This is a genomic window from Brevibacillus sp. AG162 (genome assembly GCF_006715575.1).
GTDB classification, from domain to species: Bacteria; Bacillota; Bacilli; order Brevibacillales; family Brevibacillaceae; genus Brevibacillus; species Brevibacillus brevis.
Genome location: NZ_VFNO01000003.1, coordinates 215,906 through 238,049 on the forward strand (window position 1 = coordinate 215,906; position 22,144 = coordinate 238,049).

Consider the following 22,144-nt stretch of genomic DNA (forward strand, 5'->3'; position numbering starts at 1 on the left):
GAAGGGAAACGAAAGTTGACCAGAGATGGCGCAGGATGAGGTTATTTGACTAACTATTCTGACTAGACTCTTTTTGTCATAACCGCCCATAATAAATAGCAAACAGCGAAGGAAAGGGAGAGTGCCATGCGATCTGTCCGTCACTATGCGCTATGTGCCTTGCTTGTCTGTGGAACGATATTGCCGATACCTTTCCTTTCACATCGTGCTCATGCAGAGGAAACGCAAGACTGGATCGATCCTGAACGCTTGTACGGCCATGTCGAGCAATTGGCGAGAACAGCCCGTCCACCTGCTACTGAAACGGAATTTGCAGCAGCTGTCTATGTGGAAAATACACTACGATCTTACGGGTACAAGACCAAGCTCGATCCTTTTTCTTATTATACGTACCGAAAGCCTACTTCTCTATCACTGACGATGGAAGAATGGCCTGGTCAAAAATGGACAGTAAGTAGTTTTGCTTTTGGGATCAATGGAACCGCGACAGCAGAAGTGGTGGATGCAGGCTTGGGAAGAGCGGTTGATTTTGCGAATGATGCATCTCGGGGGAAGATTGCCTTGGTCAAGCGAGGTGAGATTCCGTTCGGAGAAAAAGTACGCCAAGCAGCGGCTGCCGGAGCCGTTGCTCTTATCATCTGGAATGATCGAGAGGAAGGTTGGAATGCTTCACTGGGCGAACCCCTGGATATGGCGGTTCCTGTGATCGCTTTGTCCAAGGCGGATGGCACGAAGCTCCAAAAACGCATCATGGACAAGCGGCCTGTGAAGGGAACCGTAAAGGTAGAAGGAGCCGTAACCACTAAGCAAACCTCGTATAATATCGTAGCAAGCCGAAAGCCCAATCAAAACGATACCGGGCAGGTCGTCATGGTATCCGCTCACCATGATTCCGCTGGGTTATCTGTTGGGGCAAATCACAATGGCTCCGGTGTAGCGGCCTTACTCGAGATAGCGCGTGATATGGCTTACAAGTCGATTGATACGGAAGTGAGGTTCGTAAGCTTCGGTGCGGTTACTTCGGGAAGCAGAGGACCGATTGCTTATGTGAATGCCTTATCAGCTACAGAGCGACAAGCCATGATTGCAGCCTTCTATGTCGATGGGGTGGGGAGTCAAAAGGCAGAGCTTGTTGCAACCAATTCGCTGGGCAATGAAAATCTGCCAATCCAACTGCTGAGAGCAGCGGGGGTGTCTCCTTCCGACAAGGATAGGACGCGCGAACGAAACGGTGCAGCAGGTTATTTGGCCGCCGCAGGCATTCCTACGGGACTTGTGACGAGTGCAGGGACTGGACAAGCAACAGATGATTCCCTGTCCCAAATTGATCGGAAACAAATCGCAACGGCGACAAAGGCGGTTCTTTCAGCAATCCACAAAATTACGGAACAAACAACGCCAGCTTATCCGCTGGGTTCTCCAATTGGGGGACAGCTAAGAGCGGAAAGTGAGGCTTTGCAGTAAACGTCTCCTTGGGGGGACGTTTTTTATTTGTGGTAATGCAAAAAAAGTGGTCAAGATTCTGTCTTGACCACAGGAGCTACGAGTAGACAATCAGGTCAATTCTGATGCTTCCAAACGTACCAGCCGATTAAGAACATGCCGCAATAGGTCGCTGCACTGGCGATTACAGACATACTCCAAGGAACAACGAGTGTGAGGAGAGAGAATACAAAGACGGTAAGCAGCATGACGATGATCAATGGCAGCATTTGCAGGTGTTGACGTGTTGCAATTGGATGTGTCAACGAGTAGAGTAGGGCTGCGAGAATGACTCCGCCATGCAAGAGTGAAAGGATAGCGAGTAGCCAATCGCCACCCGTCATCAGTTGAACCAAAATTTGTTTGAAAGGCAGTACAGAGGAGTGGGCATCATGCCAGTGGGCAAGAAGAATAGCTTGACCTAACACCGTGAACAAAAGGAAGATTCCAGCTCCGATGATAGCCCCTATCTGAACTGTTCGCTCATGGGCCGCACGTACTGCCAAAGGTAGAGTCGTGGCCAAGCTAATAAGAAAATGCAAGGCAAGGAAAAATACGGCGTGAATCAGCCAGTTCACATTCATTTGATAACCCAAGCTCGGTAATGGCACATGGGATTGTGCGCTGAAAATCAATCCGAATAATAAGAAACCGATGGATAGAGATATGGCTGTTGCAGTGACAATCCATCTCCAACGATTTATGATAAAGAAGATGGCTGCAATGGTTAGAAGGATGAACCATAGAGGAGAGAGCTCCTCCAGTAGGAAATCTGCCTGTTGCCCAAGCATGACCCCTGTATAGCCCAACAGCAGAATGTGGGTGATAACAGATAGGCTAGAAGCGAACGCTTCGCCACACAATACGTAGTACAGCTCGTACAGGGAGCGAATTTGCTTCCGATGGCAAAAGGTCAACAGCTGGACGCCGAACCATCCGAGACCAAGAGCCGCAAGTGCAATGCCTATTGTCCCCCAGGAACCGAAATAAGTAAAAAAGCGTAACCACTCATATCCACCCAAGTAGAATCCACCTAACGCAGACCCTGCAAAAAGCACGGCGATATGCCAAGCGACTTTGTCCATAGGCATCATCCTCACTTGCAACTTGGTACAAGTGTATGAGACAAACACGTCAGTTCAGAACAGATGATATTAAATAAACATAAATGTTTACAAAATATACTTAATGGAATATAATGATGAACATACCAGTATTTAGATTATCGATGGGGTGAAACCATGAAAATTGTAGGAATAGCCGGAAGCATGAATGCCAACTCTACGACAAAACAAGCGATTCATATTGTACTTGAAGCCGCGAAGGCTGCAGGTGCCGATGTTGAAATGATTCATCTCGCGGACTGGAAGCTGCCGCTGTATGATGATCGTGATGATACCAGTACGTATCCTGAAATTGTCCATCGGTTTGTCAAAGCGATTTCTGATGCAGATGGCCTTGTAATCGGTTCGCCTGAATACCATGGCACAATGACCGGTGCTTTGAAAAATGCCATTGACTTCTTAGAAGCGCGCATTTTGCGTGACAAGCAGGTTGCCATTATTGGCGTCGCTGGGGGAAGCATGGGTGCTACGAACACGGTCAACACGTTGCAGTTAATCATGCGCAACCTGCACGCATGGCCGTTGCCATCTAGCCCTTCCATCCCAAGTGCATACAATGCCTTTACACCTGAAGGCAAGCTGAAGGATGAGCGCTTGCAGGCGCGCATGGAGCAATTGGGTCAACAACTCGTACAATATGTCCAAATGATGAACCCAACACCAGAAAAACAGCTGCGATAGGTACTTTTCTCTTGCAAATGGTTCTCATTACACGGTATCATATTTCTACGTGCCTTTTTTGGCTAGATGAAATAACGGTTTGGAAATGAGGGGTTCACAATGCCGCCGACGCCGAGTATGGAAGACTATTTGGAACGCATTTACAACTTAATTGAAGAAAAGGGCTATGCTCGTGTCTCCGATATTGCTGAAGCGTTGGAAGTACATCCCTCTTCGGTCACGAAAATGGTTCAGAAGCTGGACAAAGACAAGTATCTCGTTTATGAAAAATACCGTGGACTTGTGTTGACGCCAAAAGGGAAGAAAATCGGAAAACGCTTAGTGGACCGTCACAGTCTTCTGGAAGAATTTATGCGGATCATTGGCTTGGATGAAGAGCATATTTATCAGGATGTGGAAGGAATCGAGCACCACCTGAGCTGGGAATCGATTACATGCCTGGAGTATCTGGTTCAGTACTTCGAGGCAGATCCAAAGCGTATAGAAGAGCTTCGTAACATTCGTTTGTTAGATGAGCAAAAAGAGGAATAGTCTATATCGTTATCGTATTATAGCGCAAGCCGACCAGGCTTGCGTTTTTCTTTGTGGTAACGGAAGAGCCGTCGTCTTATACATGGAGAATGGGGAGGAATTTTAGGGAGGGAAACAAGGTGAAAGCGGATGCAGTCTTTGAAGGTGGCGGCGTAAAAGGAATCGCTTTTATCGGTGCCTTGCGAGTCATGGAGGAGAATGGATACACATGGGAAAGACTCGCGGGTACCTCGGCTGGCTCCATTGTTGCAGCTTTGCTCGGCGCAGGCTATTCTAGCCATGAGTTGAAACCGATCTTTGAAGAGCTGGATTACCTTCACTTTCTCAAGCACTCGGGGTTGGGCAGGCTCCCTCTCATCGGGCCAATCTATGAACTAGTCGTGCGGGAAGGGATTTATCGAGCAGATCGAATCGAATTGTTCATAGAGGAGTTGTTACAGCGAAAAGGAGTGCGAACATTCGGAGATCTTCCTCCTGGTAAGCTGAAAGTTGTTGCATCTGATGTCACTGACGGAAAAATGCTTATACTTCCCGACGATTTGCCACGATATGGTGTAGAACCCGATCATTTTCCTGTGGCACGAGCGGTTCGCATGTCTTCGTCTATCCCGTTCTTTTTTCAGCCTGCAAAGCTGCAAAGTACTGGACATGTCCACTATATTGTCGATGGCGCATTATTGAGTAACTATCCCGTGTGGTTATTTGATGTACCCGGGACTCCGCGGTGGCCGACGATTGGTTTTCGTCTGAGTGATGATCAGGACAAGAGAGAAGCGACTAGCATCAAAGGTCTTTTTTCCTTCTCTCGGGGATTGCTGGCGACCATGCTCGATGCTCATGACCGCCTGTATGTGGAAAAGGCAAAAGCCGTTCGGACGATTTTCATCCATACATTAGGGGTGAGAACCACCCAATTTCAGCTGTCTAAAGAAATGAGGCAACAATTGTTTGAGTCAGGGGAGGTAGCGGCTCACAAATTTTTGGCGCAATGGGATTTTGAAGATTACGTCAAAGTGTTTCGCAATAGCTCTCCGAAAATGTTGGTCTAATAAAAAAACAGGTCGCCGATTCAGGCAACCTGTTCTTGTTTTTAGTGGGAGATATTATTTTGCGATTTTTCGTCTTGTTTCTCTTTTTGCTTCCCTTTGCTGCCTTCGATCACACGAAATGGATGATCTTTTCTCGGGGTAGTCGACTGCTTCTTCACAGCTTGCCGAGCAATGGAGGGCTTTGGCTTCACCTTGACCTTTGGCTGTCTAGGTTTGCCAGAGCCTGCGCCTTGTGAAAAGAAGGAGCCGGTTTGTAAATAGTTGCGCACGACCAAGAAAAGTACAACGGATAATCCCAAGATGACAATCGTGCTGACAGGATCATTGATGAGTGTTATCAAAAATCCGTAAATCGCCAGTACGATCACTATCAGAATCACTGGTGGAATGCGGCGTAACATAGGGCTTCACCTCTATGGGAATAAAAATGCCTCACGTTATCCGGTCGTAACCATTCTTTCCTGCACGTGCTTCTGATCAAGCTCCCGCATCTTTTGGAATGAAGCGATGGCTACCTCGACTTGGCTGTCATCTGGTTCACGAGTCGTGATCTTTTGCAACCACAATCCTGGATAACCAAGGTAACGTAGGACTGGTACATCACGGAGCTTGTTTGTCCACTGCAAAACCTCGTAAGAGACGCCGATTACCAGTGGCAAAAGAACAATGCGTTGTACGACCCTCTCCGTCAGGGAGTCATAACTGAACAGTGAGTAAATCACTACACCGACGAACACTGAGAAAATGAGAAAACTACTGCCGCAACGATAATGCAGAGCGGAAAATTTTTGTACATTGGCTACTGTTAATTCTACCCCGGATTCGAATGCGTTAATCACTTTATGCTCGGCTCCATGGTATTGAAAAAGCCTTTTAATCAACGGAGCTTGTGCAATTGCTGTAATGTAGCCGAGGAGGAGCAAGATTTTAAATCCGCCTTCAGCCAACGTTTGAGGAACGCCATCCGGTACCCATTTTCCGAGTAAAAAGTCGGCCAGGAAAACGGGAACGAGTGTAAATACGAATTTGCCGAACAGGAAAGAAAGTACCCCGACGACAGCAACACCTAAAATCATGGTGAGCTTCGATGGACTTTCAGAAACTTCTTCTCCAGACTCCATACTGTATTGTTCAGAGGCGAAGTTGAGATGTTTGGCCCCATTGGCGCTGGCTTCGACCAAACCAACAATCCCACGCACAAACGGAATCTTTTTCAGCGTAGTAATCCATTTATATTCCGATCGTGGGGATTCAAAATACTCAATTTCATGATTTTTTTTGCGAACAGCCGTAACAGTCATGGTTTTGCCACCGAACATAACTCCTTCGATGACGGCCTGACCGCCGTAGCTAGGTACGTTTTGTTGCGCCAATACAATCACCATCCTTACCACTATATTAACGGAAATGGCGACTTGAAGCTACAAGGAGTTCGCACTTTTCCAACAAATGTAAAGTAAAAGTGAAAAGCTTAGAGGAAGAGCATACTAGAGAACAGAGGTGATGGAAATGGAAATAAGCAAAACAGGACGAAAGCACAAGCAAGAACGCGTATCCCATACGGAAGAAGGCAGGCAAGGGAGTAAAAGAATCTCCACTTCGAAGATTTTGGAGGTCGCATTCTGGGGAACGATCATTTGGGGGCTCGTTCGTTTGATGGCTCACTTTTTGAACATGACCCCGTACGGAGTCGGATCGTTTGCACGTCCTTTTATCAGCATCGAGGATGAAAATACGTTTACGAGCGTGTGCCTTGGTGCTATCGTGCTGTTCGTTGAAACAGCCGTTGCCTCATTTGTGTTCAGCTTGCTTTTTAGCCGGATCCGTGCGTGGTGGCTGGGACTCGTCTACGGGGCAGTCATGTTAGTGATAGCGGGCTTTTTCTTTCATATCGCAAATTGGGAGGTCGCCACTTTAAGTACGGAAGCCGCTTGGTATTTGACATTTGGCTTGTTCATTGGAATGACAATCATACTCGAGCAGTCAGACGAGAATCATGCATGGAATGAGTCCACAAGGTAGGAGGATTTCTCCATTCCTTGTCAAAATGGATGTAACAATGTTCGTAATGTTGCATAGATGAATGCCTACTATGGAACCAGACCAGCTTGTGGTAAAATGTTTCATTAATAAAAAAACTTTTATAGGGAGAGGGATGGTCGATGACTTCCGTCTTGGTACTGAACGGGCCCAACCTGAATTTATTGGGGACAAGGGAGCCGGATGTTTACGGAAGGGAAACGCTGGAGGATGTGGTGACAATCCTGAAGGGTGTCATGGATGAGTTGGGTGGAAAGCTTGAGCATCTCCAATCGAATCACGAAGGTGTCCTCATCGACGCGATTCATCAGGCGAGAGGTGTCCATGACGGCATCTTGATCAATCCAGGGGCATTCACCCATTACAGCTATGCGATCCGAGACGCATTGGCCAGTGTTGCTCTGCCAACGATTGAAGTACATATCTCCAATATTCATGCACGGGAACCATTTCGCCATCACTCGGTTATCGCTCCTATCGCGATTGGACAAGTTGTCGGATTGGGAATCGATGGATATGAATGGGCACTAAGAGCGCTCGTCCGTAAAATCGGAAAAAAATAATAGCTTTCGAAAAGGGGAAAAGGCTGTCATGAAACAACGTCTGCATAAATTGCGCGAGGCACTGACACAAGTTGGAGCAGAGGCGTTTATTACCGAAAAAACAGAGAATCGCTTCTACCTGAGTGGTTTCACAGGTTCAACGGGATGGGTAATTGTCACCGAAACAGAGGCGTTTCTCGTCACAGACTTCCGCTATGTGGAACAAGGGCAAGAACAGGCACCAGATTTTACGGTGGTAAACAACGAGAGAAAAGCTGTTGAAGCGATTGCAAAGCTCCTGCAAGAAAAAGGGATCAAGCGCTTGGCATTTGAGAGCAGCGTGTCCTTTAGCACCTATCAGGATTGGAACAAAGGATTTGACGGAGTAGAGCTGGTACCAACAAGCGGTCTGCTTGAAAAAATCCGCATGTTTAAAGACGAATCTGAGATGGTCATTATTCGTGAAGCGGTTCGGATCGCAGAAGCGGCTTTTACGCATATTCAAGGCTACATCAAGCCAGGTGTGCGTGAATCCGATGTTGCTTTGGAATTGGAATACTTCATGCGCAAACAAGGAGCGACAGGCTCTGCTTTTGATATGATCGTAGCGTCAGGTGTGCGCGGCGCTCTGCCACACGGACGAGCTTCCGAGAAAGTGATTCAGGCAGGGGAAATGGTTACGCTCGACTTTGGTGCTGCTTATCAGGGCTACCATTCCGACATCACACGCACGTTGTCTGTGGGAGAGCCAGACCCGAAAATGCGTGAAATCTACGAAATCGTTCTGCGTGCGCAGTTGGCAGGTTTAGAAGCACTGAAGCCAGGTGTATCCGCAAAAGACGCTGACGCAGCAACGCGAGATATCATCACAGCAGCAGGCTATGGTGACGCATATGGACACAGTGCAGGTCATGGCCTCGGACTGGAAGTTCACGAGCTGCCGGGGCTGTCGACTGTCAGCACCTTCGTATTGGAGCCAGGTATGCTCGTGACAATGGAGCCAGGCATTTATGTAACAGGACTTGGTGGCGTTCGGATCGAAGACGATGTGTGGATTACAGCTGATGGTCATGAGAACCTGAACAGGTCCACGAAAGAGTTGCTCATTTTGCCTGTGTAATTTATACTTATTCTGTTATTGATTGATTTGGGAGGACTACCATGATCTCTGTAAACGATTTTCGTACCGGTTTGACAATCGAAGTGGATGGCAATATTTATACCGTGCTAGAATTCCAACACGTAAAACCAGGTAAAGGTGCGGCTTTCGTTCGCTCCAAACTGCGCAACCTGCGCAACGGCAACACGACGGAAATGACTTTCCGTGGCGGTGAAAAAGTTAACCCTGCCCGCATCGAATCCAGCACCATGCAATATTTGTATGCGAGCGGAGACGAGTACACTTTCATGAATACCGAGACATACGAGCAAATGACGTTCACTCGCAACCAAATCGAGCGTGAACTGCGTTTCCTCAAGGAAAACATGAACGTGCAAATCATGCAGTACAACGGAGAAACAATCGGCATTCAATTGCCGAATACGGTTGAACTCGTTGTAACCGAATGTGAGCCAGGTGTAAAAGGTGACACTGCTTCCAACGTAACAAAGAAAGCAACCTTGGAAACTGGTTTCGTAGTAAACGTTCCTCTCTTCGTAGAAGAAGGAGAGCGTCTGATCATTGATACTCGTACGGAAGCATACGTTTCCCGCGCGTAAAAGTATGGATTGCAAGAAAAAGCTGTGCCCATATGGGTGCAGCTTTTTTTATTTGCTTCTCCTTTATTGATGCAGTATTGTAAAAATTATGCAGTTCCACTAAAGTAAATGGAACGGAGAAATAGTAGGGTGGAGGGGTACTGCATTGAGAACGGAACAAGAAATGATGGGCATGCTGATCGATTTCGCCAGGAGGGATGATCGAATCCGCTTGGTAACCTTGGAAGGGTCACGCACGAACAAAAATATACCCGCTGATCCATTCCAAGATTATGATATTTCGTATTTTGTGACAGAGATGGATTCTTTCAAGGAAAATGATCAATGGCTCGATATTTTTGGGAATCGGATCATGATGCAAAAACCGGAGGATATGGAGCTTTTTCCGTCCGAGTTAGGGAATTGGTTTTCCTATCTCATGCTATTTGAGGATGGAAATAAAGTAGATCTGACGTTGATTCCGATAGACGAGACAGAGCAGTATTTTGCCGATAGCGACGGCCTGGTTGAGGTTTTGCTGGATAAGGACGAGCTTGTCAAACACGAGGTGATCGCTTCCGATCATCAATATTGGATCAAAAAGCCAACTGCTAGAGAGTTTGATGACTGCTGCAATGAATTTTGGATGGTTTCTACTTACGTTGTCAAAGGTCTGGCGAGAAAAGAAATCCTGTTTGCGATTGACCATCTCAACGAAATCGCCCGACCGAATCTATTGCGAATGATGGCTTGGCAAATCGGATGTGAGAAAGGATTTACCTTTAGTGTCGGGAAAAACTGCAAATTTATCGAACACCATCTTCCTGAAGAAGATTGGGAAGCGCTACTGTCCACTTATCGCGAAAGTGGCTACGCAGACATGTGGGAAGCGTTATTCACTTGCTATGAGCTATTTCGAAAGTACGCCAAAGCGGTGGCAGAAAGCCTCGGATATCCGTATCCAGAGTACGATGAAGCCATTACCAGGTATGCGGAAAATATCTACCATTCATGGAAATGATGGACGCGCCATTCGACCGCCTTATCAAGGGCGGTTTTCTTATGCTGTCGATTACTCGACTAACAAAGCTGGCGAGAAGAAAAAGCACAGGGCTCGCAGACCTTGACAACGCCTACCCAGCCGGAACTTCAAAAAGGGGCCACGCTTGTCGAACACTTCTTCCTTGAGAAACTTCCGCCCGTAGGGTGGCTTTGGCTCGACGGTCCCCTTTTTTTAAGTGGAGACGGACAGTGAATCCCCCTTGCGGGCGTGTCAGAGTCGAAGAGACCTGTGCTTTTTCTTCTCCTCCACTATGTTAACTCAAACTTTTTTAAAAAATGTAATCATTTTTGGAAAGAAAATACAAAATGATCCGTTAATCCATATGAACCTGCCAAAACGAACGCTGCGCAGCGAACTTTTTTGAAATGGGAGGATTTCCTTTGCAGGATGATTGGTTGCTCATACAACAGGTACAAACAGGGCATCGGGATGCCTACGCGCACCTGGTCGACAAGTACAAAGATCGATTATACAGCTATCTTTATCGAATGACGGGGCAGCAACAGGATGCCCAAGACCTGACACAAGAGGCATTCATTAAAGCGTACTGTCAATTGGATAAGTATAAGCCGACCGATGCTTTTTTGGCCTGGCTGTATCGGATTGCGTCCAACTTGTGTATAGATGCGTGGCGCAAGAATAAGCACTACGCCAAAACACCTTTGGAAGAGACAAGGCTGATAGAATCCGATACACCCGAAAAAGCTTATTTGGAAAAAGAAAAGCAAGATACCTTGCAGCAGCAAATCATGGCGTTGGGTGAAGAATACCGCGTTGTGTTTTTGCTGAAATACTTGGAACAGATGAGCTACAAAGAAATTAGTGAAATTTTGCATGTTCCGGTCACAACTGTACAAATGCGTATCCATCACGCCAAGAAAAAGCTCCGGGCTAGTATCGCGCAAGAAATGTCAGGAGGTGCTGCTATCTATGAATTGCTCCAAAACTGAAGAGTTGCGCAAGTATTTGGCTGATGAGCTATCTGCAGGTGAATCTAGACTGCTGGAACGACATGTCGAAGACTGCCTGCTCTGTCAGCGGCAGATGATGGAGGAAGAGGATAGCGGCGAGGAGTTTCCGAGCCTGCACGTTCCAAGTGCGTTGCCCACAGATTTTACTGCCCAGGTGATGACGGCATTAGAGCAAGTGAAATTGCCGAAGCCAAAACCAAACTGGAAAAAAAGGAGTGTAAACATTTTGAAGAAAACTGCGTTAGCCGTAGCGAGTGTCACGGCAATCATTACGTTTGGGTCCATGGTATCTCCAACTTTTGCGAGCTACGTAAACAGTGTCATACAATCCATACAAGGCATCGACCAAGGAATGAAGCAGGCAGCAGAGAAGGGTTATGTCCAGGAAATCAATAAAAAGGTGACGGATCAAGGGATTACACTGGTTGTCAAAGAAGTGGTTGCAGACCCAGCACGGATGGCGATTATTGCCAATATCGTGGATCAAAATGGCAAGCGTATCCCGTTTGATCCGGAAAAAGACGCATTTTCGCTTATTTACAAAACCAAGTCAGGTGAAGACCTAAATCCTGGGGGTGGAGGCTATTCCTACGGTCAAGAAGGCGAATATCTTGTCGTCAGCCATGATATTTTCCGATTCTTGAAAGATAGCAAGTCATTACCAGATGAGATGATCGTCGGTGTCGAAGCAAGCATGTTGAATGGGAAAGAAGGTAGCTGGAAGGTAGAGTTTCCGGTTGATATGAAAAAGGCAAGGGCAGTGGCGAACTATACAGAGATCGGACAAAAATACACGACAAATGGAATTGAGATCGTTCTGCAAAACATGATGACGGTACCGAGCACGAGTATGATGGAAATGGAAATTAACTGGACAAAAGAAAGAGAAGAACAAATCCAAAAATGGAAAGAGCAAAACGGCTGGATTGTAAAAGAGCCAAAAACAGGTGTATTCACAGAAGCGGAGAGAATGGAGAGGTATTTTATCGACATGGGAGTCGCGTTCCAAATATTCGATGAAAAAGGGAACGTGGTAGCAGGATGGGACGATGCGTTGCATGAAGAGCTTAACCAAATTCGAAAGAACAACGTAAAGCACTCGTACCGCGGAAAAGTGCATGATGACGGTAAAGGAGTTACGAAATGGAATGGGATAACTCCACTAATAAAGGATCAATCGTACAAATTAAAAATGCACTCCCTGTACCTGTATGAGCCATCGAAATTTAAGGCAACCATCCCGGTGGATACCTTGTTAAAGGATAAAGTGACCGTGACGGACAGTGACAGCACCTATACCTTGACAGGCTTTACCTTAAAAACAACGGAGGAAGAAGAAATAATCGGGAATGAGACCTATTTTGGAAAGGGTGCACTGATCTCGTTCTCGGCCATTCTTCCAGAAGGGATTGTTGACACGAGCGAATGGTCAGCACAGGATGAGTCTAAACAAAAATACAATGTCTCCCGCAACGGAACTTATAAGCGAGGTAAGGATGGGCGTGTGCACGTAGAAGGAACATTCTTCATCCGCGACCTTGAAAAACAGCCGAAAGAATTAAAGCTGTCACACGCTATCCAACAGCGCCAATACCAAGACCTCAACTGGGAAGTTCCATTTGAGACGTCCAATAACGCCAAACGCTAAAACAGCAAAGACAAATCCCCCTCCTGCATGTAATAGAGGGGGATTTCGTTTTTTATTTGCTACCAAACCATTCCCACAGCTTCAACACAAACGCTGTAATGCCAGCAGCCATCAAAGGACCAACGGGAATCCCGCGAAAAAACACAATCCCAATAATCGAGCCAATGACGAGTCCGACAATCATATGTGGCTCAGAGCGCAGCAAATCGAGTCCTTTGCCATTCATCCAGGTGGCAATGGCCCCACCAGCCAGTGCGGTTAAGCCGACGACCGTAGTGAAAAGAGGCGTGACGTCTTTCCATGATATTTTCTCGCTGGCGAATGGAACCAGTACGGAAATGGTCAAAAAGAGCAGGCCGAGCTCCAAACCGCGACGTTCTACCGTTGGGAAAAAACGCTCCAGTGCCGTTAACTTTAACACCAACAATATGCTCGCGGCAGTGGCAATAATAGGCGAGCGCCCAATAAGACCGATAACGATCAGGATGACGAGCATCACTTCTCCAGACATCATTGGCATCATAACCCCTGTCCCTGTTCTCTTTTTACATTATGAGACAAGGTGTGGGAGTATGCGTTTCTCCTTGATATAAGGAACGATTTGATACTGATCCACTTGAGCGCAGTAACGTATATCGCTTGCGAGATGATGCTGGATCAGCCTTTTTCCTGTTGTTGTGTGGGGGAGCAGTTCGTTCAGCTTTCCTGCGTAGTAAAGGTAGCTCGCTTTTAGAACTTCACCCAGATCACAAATTTGGATGGTCGGTAACGATTGTTGTGCCTGCGCGATCATCAAGCCGGCAGCCAGACCGTCCTCCAGAGCGAATTCCGACCGGGTACCTGCACAGTACAGTGTAATATCGAGATGAAACGAAAGAGCGTGCCGCACGCATGCAGTGGCATTCAAGAAGCAGCCAATCAAGAGAGCAGAGGCACGTTCTGCTTTTTGGATCGCGCGAGTCCCGTTCGTCGTGGTGAGAATAAGCTGGCTCCCCGTTTTCCCCAGAGAAGCGATTTCGGTTGGCGAGTTGTTGCAGTCGAATTCGGGGATTTTCTTACAGTGGCGTTCACCCGCCAAAATACAGTCGTTGGCGCGCAGGGAGTTCGCTTGCCCAATGGTTTCGACCGGGATGACGCTACGAAAACCATTGCCTAATGCGGTGACAATCGTACTGGAGGCACGAAGCACATCAATGACGATGACAACATGATTGTTGATCTGTTCAAAACGAATTTCTTCCACGGTCGGCACCACTTCTATTCGCACGGAAAACACCTCCCACTATCTATGATCAGGGCTGTATCGCCGCGCAATCCTCGCCGTAGCGTCTCTACAGAGAATACATCCGTATAGGCTATATTTCCGAGATTAACGTCGCTGCCAATGGCTTTGATGAAGCAAACCTGTTGATCTTTTTGTGGGGCTTCCCAGATCAGTCGGGAGGCTTTTTCCTTGGCGGCATTGACGATGTCTCGGACAAAGGAATCGTCAATCTTGCCGTCACCGTCGCATACGCCGACAGTACCACTCTCTCTCGCTTCCACAATCACGTGACTGGCACCATTGTGCAGGTCAAAGCTAAGCGTCTCCAGCAATTCCTCTCGACATGCGCGATAGTCGGCCGCTTTTTTCCCGACCTCAGTGTAGACCACCAGATCATTGTCTAACGCGTAATTAATGGCTTCCTGACGCTGTGCGAAGGATAAAGGGAACGTTCCATCGGATATTTCTACCGCAGTAAAACCGAGCGAGCGAATCAGCTTCATATAATCTGCAATCGTATTGTGACGAATAGCGATTTCAAAAAAAGTTCCTCCTGGCATGATGTGTACGCCATGTTGTTTTGCGAGGGTCAGTTTTTGGTTGAGTATTTCGAGGGGATACAGAGCGATGGTGCCAAAACCGAGTTTGTATAGATCGATATAGGGAGCAGCCAACGCTAACAAGTCGGAATAAGCGGTAAGTCCAAGGCCTTTGTCAATGACCATGGTTAAGCCCTTCACACGGGGCTTCTCTCGTATTTGCCCGGACGGGTTTGCCCAGCTGTCAGGCAAAAACGATTGATCACACTCTATCATCGGCAAGTTCCTCATTTCTTCTAGGCGTATGGTTCAGTGTATGCCCAGTGGAGGAGAGGAGTGAGGGCAAAAGCCTATAGAGGTGATGGAAAAAGTGCTGAAATGATGTGGTACAGGCATAGAGTGAAAGGAGGGGAGGACGAGACGGTATGTTGGAAAAAGCAATTATGGGTATGGCGGCACTTAGGGTCTTCTCAGGCAGTATCGAGATCATTGCAGCTTTGCTCATTTTGAAAGTGAACCAGGTCGAAAAAGCTCTGCTCATTAATTCAGGTCTTGCAATCGTCGGGCCAATCATCTTGATCACCACTACGACAATCGGTTTATTAGGCATGTCGGATCGGGTTAGCTTTGCCAAAATTGCTTGGATTTTGGTGGGGATCTCCTGCATCTTGATTGGCGTCCGCAAATGATTATCCATTTCCTTCCATTGGTAAATGTCATCACGATGGGGAACGATATGTGGGAGAGATTGGATGGGAGGGAATGTGGATGCCAGAATCATTGGCGAATCGAATCGCATACTTGCAAGGGTTGGCAGATGGGTTGGAAGTGGGTGAGAAGAGCTCCGAAGGAAAAATGTTGGTAGAGATGATTGAGATTCTAAATGAGGTGCAGGGTCAGCTAAGAGAGCTTCATGCGCGAGTGGAAGAGGCAGAGGATTATGTAGAGGCCTTGGATGAAGACTTAGAGGACATTGAGCTCTACCTTTTTGAAGATGATGATGACTTGTACGAAACGGTTGTCGATTGTGAGGACGAGGACGATGAAGACGAGTACGCGACTTTCTACGATTTGGATGATGATGAAGACGCACAAATGTTTGAAGGACAAGTAGATCCCCATCTCGATACGACCTACGAGTTCGCATGCCCTAGCTGCCAAAAAGAAATCTATCTGTATGAGGGCAAAGATGAGGAAGGTTTTAGACACTATGTAATAGAGCCGGTGGATCACAAGAAAACGGATAATCGATGATCCCAACAGGAAAAGCTTGCACTCGCGTTCTAGCACGAGAGCAAGCTATTTTTTTTGCATAAATCTCGTCCATCTCTGCATAGGATGGAGGTAAGTCAAAGTGGACAAAGACAGAATGCTGCAAAAGGAGGGTACCTGATGAATGAGATCTTGGCGATTTTGCCAGCAACTTTACGCACGATTTTGACGGCCCTTCCTATCGCGGTAAGAGAGAATTTGGAAGAGATTCGGCTTCGGCAAAACCAGCCGCTAGAAGTCCGGTTTGGCCAACAATCTAGCTATGTGACACTGTCGGGGCAAATCACCTCGATACCCGCGCAAGGATGGCTGTTTTCAGCAGAAGAGGCTGCAAGGCTCTTAAATCAGGTTAGCCAGCATTCTCTCTATGCCTTGGAAGAAGAGTTGAAAAGGGGTTACATCACGGTGGTTGGCGGTCATCGCATTGGCATTGCTGGGAAAGTGGTGCTGGACAAAGGAGAAGTGAAGGGAATCAGAGATGTGACCAGCTTCAACATCCGGATTGCCCGCGAGAAAAAAGGCGCGGCCAGGAAGGTCATGCCGTATTTGTTTGAGGATGGCAAATTGCTGAACACGCTGCTCATCTCCCCACCCCAGTGCGGGAAGACAACCTTGCTACGTGATATGGCACGAACCATCAGCTACGGGAGCGAGTGGTCTTCAAGTCGCAAGGTAGGAATTGTGGACGAGCGTTCTGAGCTGGCGGGATGCTTGCAAGGAGTTCCTCAACGCGACGTCGGTCCACGAACGGATGTGCTTGATGCTTGCCCAAAAGCTGCAGGGATGATGATGCTGATTCGTTCCATGTCTCCTGATGTTCTGATTGTGGACGAGGTGGGGAGAGCGGAGGATGGCGACGCAGTCTGGGAAGCGATTCATGCAGGCGTAGCCGTCATTTGCTCGGCTCATGGAGCGAGCGTCAAGGAAGTAGCCGAACGCCCCATGCTGGGCAAGCTGATTCGCTATGGAGCCTTTTCCCGCTATATCGTACTCAGCCGTGCAAAAGGTGTCGGAACAATCCAGGCCATCTATGATCAAAGCATGAACGTGGTGGAAAGGGAGAAGGTTGCATGGTCAAGCTGATGGGAGCCGTACTCATCCTGTTTTCGGCGTCGATGGTTGGTTGGCAGATCGGCAAATATTACGCGAATCGTCCCGTTCAGCTTCGGGCTCTGCTCGTTGCTCTGCAAATGCTCGAAACGGAAATCGTGTTCGGGATGACCCCATTACAGCGGGCGTTTGTGAAGGTCGGTCATCGCGTCTCCCAAGAGGTAGGGAAAGTATTTCTTCTGGCCGCTGAATTCCTGCAGACAGAAAAGGCGCATTCGGCTGAGGAAGCCTTGCAACAAGCAATGAATAGACTCTGGACTCAAACCGCCTTGCGCAGACAAGAACGAGAGGTGCTTGAGAGTCTAGGTCAGGTACTCGGATCATCCGATCGGGAAGACCAACAAAAGCATTTGCGCCTAGCTGTCACCCACCTGCGAGGGCTGGAAGAGGAGGCTCGGGCAGAACAGGAAAAGTACGAAAAAATGTACAAGAGTTTGGGCTTTTTAGGTGGACTCTTGGTCGTCATCCTGATGTTCTAAAGGCGAGGTGTTCACAGTGGATTTTGATTTGACACCTGTTTTCCAGATAGGAGCAGTAGGGTTCATTACAGCCATCCTGCATACGGTCCTGAAGCAGGCGGGCAAGGAAGATATAGCGCATTGGGCAACTCTGGTCGGATTCATCATTGTCCTGTACATGGTGTCCCATTACATCGGTGACTTGTTCTCTGAGGTAAAACGCGTCTTCCTGTTCAACTGAGGAGGGGCTCCAGATGGAGATTGTACAAATTGTCGGACTAGGACTGGTGGCTACGATTCTCGCGCTAGTCATTAAGGAACAGAAGCCGATGTTCGCCTTTTTGCTGGCGATCGCGAGCGGAGTCATCATCTTTTACTTTCTCGTCGGAAAAATAGCAGATGTCATTCGGATTTTGGAAAGATTGGCGGTTCAAGCAGATCTGAACCTTGTGTTTCTGGAAACGATTCTAAAAATCATCGGAATTGCCTACATCGCTGAATTCGGTGCACAGATGACCCGAGATGCTGGACAAGGTGCGATTGCTTCGAAAATCGAGCTCGCTGGAAAAGTCCTCATACTGGTTATGGCTGTACCGATCATCCAAATCATTATCGAAACAGTGATCGACTTGTTGCCGGCATAAGGGAGGTGGGATGTCCATGGCACACACTTGCAAGCTGATTCTGTTCTGGTTCTTGCTCCTTGTCTTGTTTCCGGTATCTGTGTCTGCTGCTGTGACACCCGCTGTTGCACCTGCAGCCGGACCGATCAATCAAATCGTGCAACAACAGGTCGATCACTTGCAGCTAGACCGAGTCGATCAGTATTGGCAGCAGTTGCAGCGAGACTATAAAGGGTACTTGCCCGATTTGAAATCGGAAGGCTTTATCCAAATCCTCATGCAGGAAGGTGACTTCAGTATTTCAGGAGTCCTGCAAGGAATAGGAAAATTCATCTTTCATGAGATTTTGATGAATGGCAAGCTGCTCAGCTCTATCATTATCATTACGGTCTTTGCGATGATTCTCGAAACGATGCAGAACGCTTTTGAACGCAATGCGGTATCGACAGTGGCCTACTCGATTACTTATCTCGTCTTGATGGTACTTGCGATCAACAGCTTTCACGTCGCCATTACCTATGCCAAAGACGCAATCGCGAACATGTCTGATTTCATGCTGGCCATGATCCCGCTCGTCATCGCGCTGCTTGCTTCGGTAGGGAATCTGGCATCGGCCACAATGTTTCACCCGCTGATTATTTTCATGATCAACACCAGCGGCATGATAATCTCTTACGTCGTGTTCCCGCTTCTGTTTCTCTCAGCGATGCTCTCTATCGTTAGCCTGTTTTCAGAGAGGTACAAAGTCACGCAGTTAGCGACCTTGCTACGCAATATTGCAATGGGTGTCCTTGGGTCATTTCTGACGATCTTTCTCGCCATCATCTCCATACAAGGAGCGACTTCAGCCGTTGCGGACGGGGTCACTCTCCGAACAGCGAAATACATCACGGGCAATTTCATCCCGATAGTTGGTCGTGTGTTCTCCGATGCGGCAGATACCGTACTCAATGCCTCGCTACTGGTCAAAAATGCCGTTGGCTTGGCGGGAGTTTTGATCCTGATCATGCTATGCGCGTTTCCGGCTTTGAAGATACTGGTACTGGCACTCATCTATAATCTGTCATCTGCCGTACTCCAACCGCTTGGAAACAGCCCAATCATCAGTGCGTTAGGTACGATTGGGAAAAGTCTTATGTTCGTCTTCGCTGCTTTGGCGACGGTTGGCTTGATGTTCTTTCTGGCGATTACGATCATTATTGCAGCGGGCAACATCTCCATGATGGTTCGGTAGGTGATGAGATGACGTGGTTAACACTGTGGTTGAAAAAAATTATCCTGCTCGTCCTTTTGGCTGCCTTCCTCGATCTGATCCTGCCCAATACGACACTGCAACGCTACGTAAAAATGGTGATGGGCTTGATTCTTTTGCTGACGATCATTTCTCCTGTGTTTAGTCTGTTCAGCCTCTCGCAGGAAGATTTGGCCTTTCGTCTGGATCGCTACCAACAAGAGCTGAACAAGCCTGCTTCGGCAGAGTGGAAACGCATCACTGACAAGCTGCTCGGTCAACAAAACCAACAGATGACCGCTTACGTCCAGTCACAGGTAGCGTCCTCAGTAAAAGCCAGTGTCAAAGAGCAGTACGGCGTAACTGTCGAAGATGTCACGATTACCGTCAATCAGCAAAATCCGGAAAAGCCAACCCTTGAGCGAATCGAGCTGGTAGTCGGTGACACGAACAAGGAAGAGCAAAAAGGGCAGAGCACGATTGAACCGATTAAACCTATCCAGCCTGTTGAGATTACGATTGGCGAACCAATTGAAATACAACCTGATCCCAAATCAGATATGGCAGCAACAGCTCATCATGACAATCCACTTTACGCGCAAATCACAAACGATGTCGCCAAAGAGTGGGGGCTTTCGAAGAGTCAGGTTGTCATCACGGACGAATCGAAAGAAAGAGAAAAACAGTAGCGGATACCGTTAGTGAAGTGAGGTGAAAACAATGAACCAATTATGGGAAAAGCTGAAAACGCTGTTCATGAAGCAACAAGGCGAGACGATGCAGGAAGAAAAGAAAATCGCAGTGGGGAGCAAGGGCAAAAACCAAAAACTAAAGCCGCTGCATTATTTCATCGTCATATTGGGAATTGGCGTAGCCATTATGATTTTGACGGATTTCCTCAGAGTGGAAAAAGATCAGCCACTCGGATTTGGAGATATAGGGAGTGAGGCGCCAGGTCCCCCTGGAGGCGATGCAACTTCCCGGGTGCTGGGGGGATCACCGACTACCGATGTCATTGCCGAATACGAAAACATTTACGAGACGCAGCTACGCGATATTCTCGCTTCTGTTGTCGGCGTAGGCGAAGTGGAGGTCATGGTCAATCTGGAATCAACACCAGAGCTGGTTGTGGAAAAAAACCGCAACATTCGTTCCTCAACCAATCAGGAAATGGACAAAGAAAAGGCAACCCGCAATCAAAATGACCAGTCACGAGATGAGCAGGTCGTCATCGTACAAGGTGGGAAGCAAGATGCACCCGTCATCGTGAAGACACTGAAGCCGCAAGTCCGCGGGGTCCTGGTAGTCGCTAAAGGGGCCGATAACATCCAGGTTAAAGCGTGGATCACTGAAGCCGTTCAAAAGGTTTTGGATGTTCCCGCTTATAAAATATCCATATTGCCCAAAAAAGGGTAGGAGGTAATGGCGAATGATTCTGCGAAAGCAAACGGTATGGTTGTTGACAATGCTTGCTGTCATGGTTGTGCTCTCCGGATATTACTTGGTGAAGGGGCCGCAAGAACAGGTCCCAACATCAGGACAAGAGCAAGCCGTCCAGAAACAAGAACAAATTTCCGGTGTGGTTGTTGAATCCAAGCAAGTAGATCACGCACCACAAGCAACTCCTGTCGATCAAGCTCCAAAGGAAACTCCGGTAGACGGTAAAAGTGGTACGCAGGAATCCAAAACTCCTGCTGCGCCGGAAGCGAAACCAGCAGCAACGAACACGGTTGTCCCAGTTGCAGAAACGGCGAGTGAAATCTTCCAAGGATACAAAATGAAACGCGAAGCCATGCTGCAGCAACAAAAAGACGAACAGCTTGCGATCGTAAACAGCACGGATTCCTCTCCACAGGCAGTAGCAGAAGCGATGGCCAAGTTTGAAGAATTGTCCAATATGGAAAGTGCTACGATGACTGCAGAAGAAATGCTCAAGGCGAGTGGTTACCAGGATGCGGTAGTTACCGTCAAAAATGACAAGGCGACAGTCATTGTACAAAAAGATAAATTAAGCGCAAATGAAGTAGTAGAGATCATCGCAAGTGTGAAGCAACACTTGAATCTCCCAGCCACTAACATTATCGTTGAATACAAGTCTTCCTAAGAAACTAGGTTGTGCCCCCCGTTATAAGGGACAAGGGAAACGGGCATGATGGTAAGGATTTTCTCGCTTCTGTTGGAAAAGAAGCGGGGAAATCCTTTCTTGACGTGGTATAGGCAACAGGCTACCATGGATTTATGGTTTGCCAAAAGGATACATAATGGACTCCACGAACCTCTATTGAAAGAAAAGAAGGAGTGCTTGTTCGTAATGAAAATGCATGAAATCCGCGAAATCATTAAGTTAATTGATCAATCATCCATTCAAGAATTTAACTTGGAAACAGAAGGTGCCAAGGTGTCTCTGAAAAAATCCAATGGTACGGAAACGATTGTCGTCACGCAACCAGCGGTTCAAGCTCCTGTTGCAGCACCAGTAGCACATATCCCGGCTCAGCCAGTTGCCGCAGCAGCGCCAGTCGCAGCAGAAGCTCCGAAAGCAGCTGTACAAGCATCGGATGAAGCAAATCTCCACAAGATTGTATCTCCAATGGTAGGGACTTTCTATAGCGCACCAGAACCAGGCAAGCCGCCTTACGTACAAGCTGGTGACAAAGTAACTGCGAGCAAAGTCGTTTGCATCGTGGAAGCCATGAAACTCTTTAACGAAATCGAAGCAGAAGTAAGCGGCGAGATCGTGAAAGTGCTCGTAGAAGACGGCCAATTGGTTGAGTATGGCCAAGCATTGTTTTTGGTGAAGCCAGAATAAGGTGGGGGA

At 47.6% G+C, this 22,144-nt stretch carries 28 protein-coding genes; 22 read left to right on the forward strand and 6 right to left on the reverse strand.

Annotated elements, in window-relative coordinates; genetic code table 11:
* The first annotated feature begins 126 nt into the window (after positions 1–126).
* Positions 127–1,464, forward strand: coding sequence for a M28 family peptidase (locus tag FB479_RS10895; protein WP_142065004.1), 1,338 nt, complete (start codon positions 127–129; stop codon positions 1,462–1,464).
* Positions 1,465–1,559: 95 nt separating this feature from the next.
* Here the strand turns inward: FB479_RS10895 and FB479_RS10900 are convergent, their stop codons facing one another.
* Entirely contained in the window at positions 1,560–2,567 is a 1,008-nt protein-coding gene (locus FB479_RS10900; RefSeq protein ID WP_106652902.1) for a hypothetical protein, read from the reverse strand.
* 156 nt (positions 2,568–2,723) lie between these two features.
* Between FB479_RS10900 and FB479_RS10905 the strand changes: the two genes are divergently transcribed.
* From FB479_RS10905 to FB479_RS10915, 3 genes are all read left to right on the forward strand, one after another.
* On the forward strand, positions 2,724–3,287 hold the full coding sequence (locus tag FB479_RS10905; RefSeq protein WP_142065007.1) for an NADPH-dependent FMN reductase: 564 nt from the start codon (positions 2,724–2,726) through the stop codon (positions 3,285–3,287).
* A gap of 99 nt (positions 3,288–3,386) precedes the next feature.
* Complete coding sequence (gene mntR, locus FB479_RS10910; protein WP_017247979.1) at positions 3,387–3,818, forward strand: transcriptional regulator MntR; 432 nt, start codon at positions 3,387–3,389, stop codon at positions 3,816–3,818.
* 119 nt (positions 3,819–3,937) lie between these two features.
* The gene (locus FB479_RS10915; RefSeq protein ID WP_142065010.1) at positions 3,938–4,867 is read left to right on the forward strand and encodes a patatin-like phospholipase family protein; all 930 of its coding nucleotides are present in this window, start codon (positions 3,938–3,940) and stop codon (positions 4,865–4,867) included.
* Between the two features lie 41 nt (positions 4,868–4,908).
* Here FB479_RS10915 and FB479_RS10920 read toward each other — a convergent pair whose 3' ends face one another.
* Together FB479_RS10920 and FB479_RS10925 are read right to left on the reverse strand one after the other, a co-directional pair.
* The gene (locus FB479_RS10920; RefSeq protein WP_106652905.1) at positions 4,909–5,268 is read right to left on the reverse strand and encodes an ABC transporter C family protein; all 360 of its coding nucleotides are present in this window, start codon (positions 5,266–5,268) and stop codon (positions 4,909–4,911) included.
* A 36-nt stretch (positions 5,269–5,304) separates the two neighbouring features.
* A complete protein-coding gene (locus tag FB479_RS10925; RefSeq protein ID WP_017247982.1) occupies positions 5,305–6,252 on the reverse strand; it encodes a DUF1385 domain-containing protein in 948 nt (315 codons plus the stop codon).
* Positions 6,253–6,376: 124 nt separating this feature from the next.
* On the opposite strand from FB479_RS10925, the gene FB479_RS10930 reads away from it, so the two are divergent.
* The 7 genes from FB479_RS10930 to FB479_RS10960 all read left to right on the forward strand — a co-directional run bounded on the left by FB479_RS10930 (position 6,377) and on the right by FB479_RS10960 (position 12,829).
* The gene (locus tag FB479_RS10930) at positions 6,377–6,889 is read left to right on the forward strand and encodes a YqhR family membrane protein (protein ID WP_142065013.1); all 513 of its coding nucleotides are present in this window, start codon (positions 6,377–6,379) and stop codon (positions 6,887–6,889) included.
* A 140-nt stretch (positions 6,890–7,029) separates the two neighbouring features.
* On the forward strand, positions 7,030–7,470 hold the full coding sequence (gene aroQ, locus FB479_RS10935; protein ID WP_106652906.1) for a type II 3-dehydroquinate dehydratase: 441 nt from the start codon (positions 7,030–7,032) through the stop codon (positions 7,468–7,470).
* Between the two features lie 28 nt (positions 7,471–7,498).
* Positions 7,499–8,569, forward strand: a complete 1,071-nt coding sequence (locus FB479_RS10940; RefSeq protein ID WP_106652907.1) for a M24 family metallopeptidase — start codon at positions 7,499–7,501, stop codon at positions 8,567–8,569.
* Positions 8,570–8,610: 41 nt separating this feature from the next.
* Positions 8,611–9,168: an elongation factor P gene (gene efp / locus FB479_RS10945; RefSeq protein WP_047068830.1), complete on the forward strand. Its 558-nt coding sequence runs from the start codon at positions 8,611–8,613 to the stop codon at positions 9,166–9,168.
* Positions 9,169–9,313: 145 nt separating this feature from the next.
* Positions 9,314–10,168 (forward strand): aminoglycoside 6-adenylyltransferase, encoded by an 855-nt coding sequence (gene ant(6), locus FB479_RS10950; protein ID WP_142065016.1) that lies wholly within the window; start codon positions 9,314–9,316, stop codon positions 10,166–10,168.
* 422 nt (positions 10,169–10,590) lie between these two features.
* Complete coding sequence (locus FB479_RS10955) at positions 10,591–11,160, forward strand: RNA polymerase sigma factor (RefSeq protein WP_106652909.1); 570 nt, start codon at positions 10,591–10,593, stop codon at positions 11,158–11,160.
* Positions 11,141–12,829 carry a DUF4179 domain-containing protein gene (locus FB479_RS10960; protein WP_142065019.1) on the forward strand — a complete coding sequence of 563 codons (1,689 nt, stop codon included), beginning with the start codon at positions 11,141–11,143 and terminating at the stop codon, positions 12,827–12,829. The genes FB479_RS10955 and FB479_RS10960 overlap by 20 nt, the downstream gene beginning before the upstream one ends.
* A 52-nt stretch (positions 12,830–12,881) precedes the next feature.
* Here the strand turns inward: FB479_RS10960 and FB479_RS10965 are convergent, their stop codons facing one another.
* Genes FB479_RS10965 through comA form a run of 3 tightly spaced genes read right to left on the reverse strand, consistent with a single transcriptional unit; the run spans position 12,882 to position 14,908 of the window.
* On the reverse strand, positions 12,882–13,343 hold the full coding sequence (locus tag FB479_RS10965; RefSeq protein ID WP_047068835.1) for a DUF441 domain-containing protein: 462 nt from the start codon (positions 13,341–13,343) through the stop codon (positions 12,882–12,884).
* A gap of 36 nt (positions 13,344–13,379) precedes the next feature.
* The gene (locus tag FB479_RS10970; protein WP_106652911.1) at positions 13,380–14,096 is read right to left on the reverse strand and encodes a 2-phosphosulfolactate phosphatase; all 717 of its coding nucleotides are present in this window, start codon (positions 14,094–14,096) and stop codon (positions 13,380–13,382) included.
* Positions 14,087–14,908, reverse strand: a complete 822-nt coding sequence (gene comA, locus FB479_RS10975) for a phosphosulfolactate synthase (RefSeq protein WP_106652912.1) — start codon at positions 14,906–14,908, stop codon at positions 14,087–14,089. The genes FB479_RS10970 and comA overlap by 10 nt, the downstream gene beginning before the upstream one ends.
* A 149-nt stretch (positions 14,909–15,057) precedes the next feature.
* Here comA and FB479_RS10980 point away from each other — a divergent pair, with 149 nt between their 5' ends.
* The 11 genes from FB479_RS10980 (at position 15,058) to accB (ending at position 22,135) form a co-directional block, all read left to right on the forward strand.
* Positions 15,058–15,321: a YqhV family protein gene (locus FB479_RS10980; protein WP_007725730.1), complete on the forward strand. Its 264-nt coding sequence runs from the start codon at positions 15,058–15,060 to the stop codon at positions 15,319–15,321.
* Positions 15,322–15,400: 79 nt separating this feature from the next.
* On the forward strand, positions 15,401–15,886 hold the full coding sequence (locus FB479_RS10985) for a CD1247 N-terminal domain-containing protein (RefSeq protein WP_106652913.1): 486 nt from the start codon (positions 15,401–15,403) through the stop codon (positions 15,884–15,886).
* Between the two features lie 138 nt (positions 15,887–16,024).
* Positions 16,025–16,987 (forward strand): stage III sporulation protein AA, encoded by a 963-nt coding sequence (spoIIIAA, locus tag FB479_RS10990; RefSeq protein ID WP_142065022.1) that lies wholly within the window; start codon positions 16,025–16,027, stop codon positions 16,985–16,987.
* On the forward strand, positions 16,975–17,493 hold the full coding sequence (gene spoIIIAB / locus FB479_RS10995) for a stage III sporulation protein SpoIIIAB (RefSeq protein WP_142065025.1): 519 nt from the start codon (positions 16,975–16,977) through the stop codon (positions 17,491–17,493). Before spoIIIAA ends, spoIIIAB begins: the two co-directional genes overlap by 13 nt.
* A 16-nt stretch (positions 17,494–17,509) precedes the next feature.
* Positions 17,510–17,713: a stage III sporulation protein AC gene (gene spoIIIAC, locus FB479_RS11000; RefSeq protein ID WP_007725726.1), complete on the forward strand. Its 204-nt coding sequence runs from the start codon at positions 17,510–17,512 to the stop codon at positions 17,711–17,713.
* A 13-nt stretch (positions 17,714–17,726) separates the two neighbouring features.
* On the forward strand, positions 17,727–18,116 hold the full coding sequence (gene spoIIIAD, locus FB479_RS11005) for a stage III sporulation protein AD (RefSeq protein WP_016739903.1): 390 nt from the start codon (positions 17,727–17,729) through the stop codon (positions 18,114–18,116).
* Between the two features lie 16 nt (positions 18,117–18,132).
* Entirely contained in the window at positions 18,133–19,329 is a 1,197-nt protein-coding gene (gene spoIIIAE, locus FB479_RS11010) for a stage III sporulation protein AE (protein ID WP_106652915.1), read from the forward strand.
* A gap of 8 nt (positions 19,330–19,337) precedes the next feature.
* Entirely contained in the window at positions 19,338–20,015 is a 678-nt protein-coding gene (gene spoIIIAF, locus FB479_RS11015; protein ID WP_142065028.1) for a stage III sporulation protein AF, read from the forward strand.
* Between the two features lie 31 nt (positions 20,016–20,046).
* On the forward strand, positions 20,047–20,742 hold the full coding sequence (gene spoIIIAG / locus FB479_RS11020) for a stage III sporulation protein AG (RefSeq protein ID WP_142065031.1): 696 nt from the start codon (positions 20,047–20,049) through the stop codon (positions 20,740–20,742).
* Positions 20,743–20,755: 13 nt separating this feature from the next.
* Entirely contained in the window at positions 20,756–21,430 is a 675-nt protein-coding gene (locus FB479_RS11025) for a SpoIIIAH-like family protein (protein WP_142065034.1), read from the forward strand.
* Positions 21,431–21,637: 207 nt separating this feature from the next.
* Complete coding sequence (accB, locus tag FB479_RS11030; RefSeq protein ID WP_106653151.1) at positions 21,638–22,135, forward strand: acetyl-CoA carboxylase biotin carboxyl carrier protein; 498 nt, start codon at positions 21,638–21,640, stop codon at positions 22,133–22,135.
* Positions 22,136–22,144: the final 9 nt, after the last annotated feature.